This window comes from Vibrio sp. V38_P2S17PM301 (assembly GCF_009904845.1).
Classification (GTDB): domain Bacteria; phylum Pseudomonadota; class Gammaproteobacteria; order Enterobacterales; family Vibrionaceae; genus Vibrio; species Vibrio proteolyticus.
This window is the reverse complement of the sequence record NZ_WXWO01000014.1, coordinates 1-5,578: the sequence shown is the minus strand read 5'-3', so window position 1 is coordinate 5,578 and position 5,578 is coordinate 1. Positions and strand designations below refer to the sequence as shown.

Here is a 5,578-nt window from a genome sequence, read left to right as displayed (position 1 = left end):
GTATTGTTTAGCTAGGTAAATTCTGAGAGGACAATGTGACAATAAAATAGACTTTATGTGACAAATTTATGACTACTCTGGCTTTTTTGTTTTATAAGTAGATTGTTTTTATTAAAAATCAGAAGGATATATTTATTTATTCAGTAATTATGGGGTGATTGAATGTTTAACAGTGTGAAATATTTGTGAATGAAATTCGAAATTTCATCTATATTCTGCTAAACACACCCACTTAATTAAGTATGTCAGTAAAGGAGGCTGGCAACATGATAGATAAAAGAACCGTTCATTTGATTAGCTTCCCTAACTCCGACCTTGCTTGTATCGCTGCTCAACTGTTGTATATCAATGCTGGAAGTTTCTATGAGATTACTTTTGAAGCGATTGACGGCATCGACTTACCCGAGCAAAGCCATTTGGAAAAGTTGGGTTACTTTGGCTACACCTTCATCGAGCCGACACAGAGGTTAGAGCCCGCTTACGATTATGTGATCGATATTAACTATGCGATGTACCAACACGATAGACGCCGAGAGGCATATCAAAAACAGGTTTATTGGGAAATCGATTGTAATCAAAATGCAACAAAAGCCCTGCAACATGCTGTCAGCTATTTTACTTCTCGCTTTAACATCATCCTTTAAAAGTCAGCGGTAACTTTTATATTGACAGCGATTTCTTTTTATATGATATATATGCACATCCGCATATGCAGAGATAAGTAAAATGCTACCTCATCAGTTTTTTAAGTTGCTGTCCGATGAAACGAGAGTGCGCTGTTTGCTCATGATTGCACGCGAGCAGCGAGTGTGTGTCGGCGAGTTGACGCAAGCGTTAAATGAAAGCCAACCGAAAATTTCTCGCCATCTGGCTCTACTTCGTTCCAGTGGCGTGGTGGTTGATACAAGGCAAGGGCAATGGGTGTTTTATCGGCTCTCGGACCAACTGCCCGGATGGATGAGAAAACAAATTCAAGGGCTGGTGGAGTCCAACTGCCTGAAACAAGAATACCAACAGGATATGCAAAGGCTGGCAGAGATGAAATCTCGCCCAGAATGCTGTGTTTAGAAGGGATAAAAGGAAATAAAAATGTCTATTAAAGTCGGAATTAACGGGTTTGGTCGTATTGGTCGTTTAGCATTAAGAGCCTCATTTGATTGGCCTGAGATCGAATTTATCCAGATTAACGATGTTGCGGGTGACGCGGCGACCTTGGCTCATTTGCTCGAATTTGATTCAATACAAGGCCGTTGGCATCATGAAGTGACAAGCGACGGTAATGCGATCATTGCCAACGGTCAGGTTATTCGTACCTCACAACAAAAAGCGATCAGTGATGTCGATTGGTCTGGTTGTGATGTGGTCATCGAAGCAACAGGCAAACACCGCAAATCTGAGTTTTTGAATCAGTATTTAGCGCAAGGTGTTAAACGCGTGGTTGTTTCCGCGCCAGTCAAAGAAGATGGGATTGCTAACATTGTGGTTGGTGTGAACGATCACATTTTTGATCCAGAGAAACACCAGATTGTGACCGCTGCGTCTTGTACCACCAACTGCATTGCGCCTATCGTCAAAGTGATTCACGAGCAACTTGGTATTGAACACTCATCGTTTACGACCATTCACGACTTGACCAACACGCAAACCATTTTGGATGCACCGCATAAAGACCTTCGCCGTGCGCGTGCTTGTGGTATGAGTTTGATCCCAACGACCACAGGTTCTGCGAAAGCGATTATCGAAATTTTTCCTGAACTTAAAGGAAAAATTGATGGTCATGCAGTGCGTGTGCCGTTAGCTAACGCCTCATTAACCGACATTATTTTTGATGTTAAGCGTGACACCACGGCTGAAGAGGTGAACGATTTACTTAAAGAAGCGTCGCAGAATGAGCTGAAAGGCATACTTGGTTTCGAAGAGCGCCCTCTTGTTTCTATTGATTACAAAGGCGACCAACGTTCAACGATTGTCGATGCGCTTTCGACTATGGTTGTTGGCAAGCGTATGGTGAAAATCTATGCGTGGTATGACAACGAAATGGGTTACGCAACACGTACCGCAGAACTTGTTCGTAAAGTCGGCCTAGCATAAGGAATCAAACCAATGACACATCCTACGTGGGAACTGCCTGTTGAAGACAATAACGCAGCGTTAATACTGACTCCTTGTCCTGGCACTAAAGAAGCGTCGCTGAGTGACAGTATTGATCAACTAAAGTCTCAAGGTGTAACCATCGTTGTTACGGCACTGAGCACTCATGAGATGCAAGAAAAAGGTGTTGGTGACTTGCCAGACCTTGTTGAGCAAGCAGGCTTGCAATGGTTCCATACACCAATAGAAGATGACTGCGCACCAAACGAAGCGTTTTTGGCTCGCTGGAAACATATATCCCCTTCGTTACACAAAGCTATAGAAAATGGCGAAAAGATAGCGATGCATTGTATGGGAGGATCAGGGCGTACTGGTTTGCTTGCCGCCCATCTCTTGCTAGAGAAAGGCTGGGAGTTGCAAGAAATCATCACTCATGTCCAGTCATTACGACCTGGCGCGTTTACTAAAGATGTACAAGTTGAGTACATCCACCAATTTGCTAATCAATAGAAGCCTTGAAGAGCTGCCTTAGGCGGCTCTTTTTTTAAAGAGAGTGAATATGTTGTCTAAACTCAACCAAAATGTCCGCCAGTACATGTTGGTCACATTTAACTATTGGAACTTCACTGTTACCGATGGCGCATTACGCATGTTGGTGGTGCTCTATTTTTATGATTTGGGGTATTCAACCTTAGAGATCGCCTCCCTGTTTCTTTTTTATGAATTCTTTGGCGTCGTCACTAACCTCATCGGTGGCTGGCTAGGTGCTCGTCTTGGGTTGAACCGAACGATGAATATCGGTTTGGGAGTGCAAATCATCGCTCTGTCAATGCTGGCTGTCCCTGCAAGTTGGCTCTCGATTCCATGGGTCATGGCGGCACAAGCCTTGTCAGGTATTGCCAAAGACCTAAACAAAATGAGTGCGAAAAGCTCCATCAAAACCTTAGTGCCAGAGAATGCGCAAGGAGCATTGTATAAGTGGATCGCCATACTTACAGGCTCTAAAAACGCGCTAAAAGGTGCAGGATTTTTCTTAGGTGGTGCGTTGTTATCGATGATTGGCTTCCAATATGCGGTAGCTGCGATGGCTGGTGTTCTTTTACTGGTCTTTATCGGCAGTGTGATTAGCCTTAAATCCGACCTGGGCAAAGCGAAAAATAAACCTAAGTTCTCTGAAATTTTTTCCAAATCTAGCAGCGTAAACATTCTATCCGCTGCTCGTATGTTCCTGTTTGGTGCGCGTGATGTTTGGTTTGTGATTGCACTGCCTATCTATCTGGGATCTGTGTTTGGATGGGATCATAGCGCCGTAGGTGGATTCCTGGCTATTTGGGTGATCGGTTACGGAATCATTCAAGGAATTGCACCAAAGATAACAGGCAGTAAATCGGGGCATACTCCAGATGGTAAAGCCGCGATAGTGTGGGCGTTGGTATTGTCTATAGTGACTGGCGTAATTGCTTACAGTGTTCAGCAGCAATGGCACCCAGAAGTGGTTATTGTCGTTGGATTGATGATTTTTGGTGCTGTGTTTGCTGTGAACTCATCACTGCACTCATACTTAATTGTCAGCTATGCCAAGGGCGATGGTGTGTCTCTGGACGTCGGTTTCTACTACATGGCAAACGCAATGGGGCGCTTGATAGGGACGATTCTATCTGGATGGGTGTTCCAAATGTGGGGGTTCTCAGCCTGTCTATGGGTATCCTTTGCCTTCTTAGCATTAACGACCATTATTTCGTTTTGGCTGCCTATAGGTACAAATCAAAAACTGGCTCAGCAATAAATAAAACTAAGCAGATTTGTTCACCAATGCCAGCTACGATTGCTGGCATTATTTTTTAACCTCAAGTCATCGAATAAGCGAGAGCTGTAAAAAACGTTAATGAAGTAGTATCAGTTCGTTACGTATACACTTATCTACATTGATTTCAGATCGAGCACATGCTGTTTTATTTCTTCAGAATCGAGATTTTGAAAATCGATGTTTGCAAGAGCTCCAATTCTTCGTTTTAGAGAGGAGTATACTTTATCGCACTGCTTGTTAAAATCCGAGTCTGAAGCTTCATCATTTGGTAATGGTTCAAGATCCCAAGCAACACGGACACCTGCGGATAACCAGTTCGGACAAGTTTCATTGTGCATTGTATCGCACACTGTGATTATTAAGTCAGGATGAAAACTCAGTCTTTCTTCCCATGAAGTACTATGGAACTTAGAAGCGTCAAAACCATGTGTTTCAAGGTATTGTGCGATACGGGGATTAATCTGACCTTTGGGATGGCTACCGCCACTTGCTATTTGGAAATTTCTGGGCAGAAACTTGTTTGCAATTGCTTCAGCCAAAATGCTTCTGCTTGCATTATGTTTGCACACAAATAATATTTTCATGAACCAGTCCAGTTGGATTAAAGATGTCGATATACGACGTTTACCACTCTTTTATTACAATTTATTGAACCATAGAGTACTGTCGGATTTTTACCTATCGAAGGTTCTTGGGAAGTTGGTTTACAGTTAAGACATTTTTTGTGCAAGGGTCATGGCTTTTTATGAAATGATCTGAACCAGCATTACTAGACTCTCATTTAGGCGAGGTTGCCATACTTTAGGTAATTTTTATTTTGCTAAATTAGCCATTTCTCTAAAACAGTTTTGTCCAAAAACGAGTTTAGAAGGATGGCTTATTGTATGTGGCTTATTGATTGTGCCGCTTGTGTATAGAAGCAAAAAAAAAGAATGGGGAGCGTGATTGCTCCCCATTGTCGTTTCTTATCGTTGCCGGTGGTATTACTTTTCTTTGATGGCTTCACAGCCTTCTGGAACGGCGATGCTCGCTACGTCCTTACCTTCCTGTTGCGCCGCATTCACCTCCATTTTGTATTGAGTACATTTACCCACACTGACGTTGACGGCTCCCGAATCTGCGGATGGGTTACCGCCCAGCGTTCCGCCAGCAAAGGCGGAAGAGGTTGAGAAAACTAACGCTGTAGTGATAAGTAGAGATGACTTGTTCATAGTTGATCCTTACGAGTTGGTTGAGTGTGTTATTTGGGAATTAAGTTAGAAGGTGTAGACAAAGGTGCCCGCGCTGGAGGTGACTTCGATTTCTTTAACGCTGTCCACAGTGCAGTTGTTGCTGTATCCGGTGTAGGTTTGGCCGAACTTTAACGAAACGTTTCTTGATAGCTCTGAGGCTGTTCCTGCGGGTAATCGGCAGTTGCCACGGTTAATCACCACATTGCTGATTACGGTGGTGTCGGCGATGGCTTGAAGGTCAAAGACCAATGTTCCCCAATGCGAGTTAGTCGATATCGATACTTCAATTTCTGCTGTTACTGCTTGAGTCTCTTCTTGGTCGCCACAAGCGGTGAGTCCAATAAACAGGATGGTCATAGCGGCGTATCGGAGTAGGGTGTTGATTAATGTCATAACGGTGCTCTCCTTATTGGTGAGTGAAATTCAGGACGCACTGATTCCATCGTGT

8 protein-coding genes are annotated in these 5,578 nt (G+C 43.5%); 5 read left to right on the top strand and 3 right to left on the bottom strand.

Annotation, left to right across the window (positions count from 1 at the left end; all coding sequences use genetic code 11):
* The first annotated feature begins 266 nt into the window (after window positions 1-266).
* The 5 genes from CAG64_RS03260 to arsJ all read left to right on the top strand — a co-directional run bounded on the left by CAG64_RS03260 (window position 267) and on the right by arsJ (window position 3,877).
* Window positions 267-644: a hypothetical protein gene (locus CAG64_RS03260; protein WP_094129324.1), complete on the top strand. Its 378-nt coding sequence runs from the start codon at window positions 267-269 to the stop codon at window positions 642-644.
* A gap of 82 nt (window positions 645-726) precedes the next feature.
* On the top strand, window positions 727-1,068 hold the full coding sequence (locus CAG64_RS03255; protein ID WP_094129327.1) for a metalloregulator ArsR/SmtB family transcription factor: 342 nt from the start codon (window positions 727-729) through the stop codon (window positions 1,066-1,068).
* A gap of 21 nt (window positions 1,069-1,089) precedes the next feature.
* A complete protein-coding gene (locus tag CAG64_RS03250; RefSeq protein ID WP_094148081.1) occupies window positions 1,090-2,091 on the top strand; it encodes an ArsJ-associated glyceraldehyde-3-phosphate dehydrogenase in 1,002 nt (333 codons plus the stop codon).
* A 12-nt stretch (window positions 2,092-2,103) separates the two neighbouring features.
* On the top strand, window positions 2,104-2,601 hold the full coding sequence (locus CAG64_RS03245) for a cyclin-dependent kinase inhibitor 3 family protein (RefSeq protein ID WP_094129684.1): 498 nt from the start codon (window positions 2,104-2,106) through the stop codon (window positions 2,599-2,601).
* 49 nt (window positions 2,602-2,650) lie between these two features.
* Window positions 2,651-3,877 carry an organoarsenical effux MFS transporter ArsJ gene (gene arsJ, locus CAG64_RS03240; RefSeq protein ID WP_170935150.1) on the top strand — a complete coding sequence of 409 codons (1,227 nt, stop codon included), beginning with the start codon at window positions 2,651-2,653 and terminating at the stop codon, window positions 3,875-3,877.
* Window positions 3,878-4,011: 134 nt separating this feature from the next.
* Here arsJ and CAG64_RS03235 read toward each other — a convergent pair whose 3' ends face one another.
* From CAG64_RS03235 to CAG64_RS03225, 3 genes are all read right to left on the bottom strand, one after another.
* Window positions 4,012-4,482 (bottom strand): arsenate-mycothiol transferase ArsC, encoded by a 471-nt coding sequence (locus CAG64_RS03235; RefSeq protein ID WP_161447607.1) that lies wholly within the window; start codon window positions 4,480-4,482, stop codon window positions 4,012-4,014.
* A gap of 399 nt (window positions 4,483-4,881) precedes the next feature.
* Complete coding sequence (locus CAG64_RS03230) at window positions 4,882-5,109, bottom strand: hypothetical protein (protein WP_161447606.1); 228 nt, start codon at window positions 5,107-5,109, stop codon at window positions 4,882-4,884.
* A 45-nt stretch (window positions 5,110-5,154) separates the two neighbouring features.
* Entirely contained in the window at window positions 5,155-5,523 is a 369-nt protein-coding gene (locus CAG64_RS03225) for a hypothetical protein (RefSeq protein WP_161447605.1), read from the bottom strand.
* Between the last annotated feature and the right edge of the window lie 55 nt (window positions 5,524-5,578).

Bases quoted from the DNA above. Each gene is read 5' to 3' on its own strand.
- CAG64_RS03260 (WP_094129324.1), top strand. From the start codon at position 267: ATGATAGATAAAAGAACCGTTCATTTGATTAGCTTCCCTAACTCCGAC.
- CAG64_RS03255 (WP_094129327.1), top strand. From the start codon at position 727: ATGCTACCTCATCAGTTTTTTAAGTTGCTGTCCGATGAAACGAGAGTG.
- CAG64_RS03250 (WP_094148081.1), top strand. From the start codon at position 1,090: ATGTCTATTAAAGTCGGAATTAACGGGTTTGGTCGTATTGGTCGTTTA.
- CAG64_RS03245 (WP_094129684.1), top strand. From the start codon at position 2,104: ATGACACATCCTACGTGGGAACTGCCTGTTGAAGACAATAACGCAGCG.
- arsJ (WP_170935150.1), top strand. From the start codon at position 2,651: ATGTTGTCTAAACTCAACCAAAATGTCCGCCAGTACATGTTGGTCACA.
- CAG64_RS03235 (WP_161447607.1), bottom strand. From the start codon at position 4,482: ATGAAAATATTATTTGTGTGCAAACATAATGCAAGCAGAAGCATTTTG.
- CAG64_RS03230 (WP_161447606.1), bottom strand. From the start codon at position 5,109: ATGAACAAGTCATCTCTACTTATCACTACAGCGTTAGTTTTCTCAACC.
- CAG64_RS03225 (WP_161447605.1), bottom strand. From the start codon at position 5,523: ATGACATTAATCAACACCCTACTCCGATACGCCGCTATGACCATCCTG.